This window comes from Chryseobacterium sp. LAM-KRS1 (assembly GCF_013184525.1).
Taxonomy (GTDB): domain Bacteria; phylum Bacteroidota; class Bacteroidia; order Flavobacteriales; family Weeksellaceae; genus Chryseobacterium; species Chryseobacterium proteolyticum.
In genome coordinates this window covers 1-500 of the sequence record NZ_JAAOIZ010000027.1, presented here as the reverse complement: position 1 = coordinate 500, position 500 = coordinate 1, and the positions used below count along the sequence as shown (strand labels likewise).

Genomic DNA, 500 nt, shown 5'->3' with positions numbered 1-500 from the left:
TTGATGGTTATAGAGCTGAAAGATGGAGAATATGAATTTATCTGGAGTCATCATCATATCATTATGGATGGATGGTGTTTAAGTATTCTGATCAATGATTTTTCTATAATTTTAAATTCTCTTCAGCAGGATGTAGAGTTAAACTTACCTGAACCACAAAAATATTCTTCCTATATCAAATGGTTGGGAGGGATAGGGCAGGAAGGAGCAATGTCTTACTGGAAAGATTATCTTACAGGGATTAATTCTGCAACATTATTTCCATTTGAAAAACAAGAACAGGAAGAGAAACCTCATTTTATTTCTGAATCGGTAAGGATTGATGGTAAGGGTTTTACGGAGATTTATCAGTTTTGTCAAGACCTCGGTGTTACCCTTAATACCTATGTACAGGCAGTTTGGTCTTACCTTTTGAGTAAGTATAATTCTTCTGAGGAAATTGTTTTCGGATCAGTGGTATCGGGAAGACCTGCTGAGCTGGAAGGCATAGAGAATATGGT

1 protein-coding gene is annotated in these 500 nt (G+C 36.2%); it reads left to right on the top strand.

Going from position 1 to position 500, the window contains the following annotated elements:
• On the top strand, nucleotides 1–500 hold a 500-nt coding region (locus tag G9C87_RS20735; RefSeq protein WP_228457073.1), incomplete at both ends, for a condensation domain-containing protein.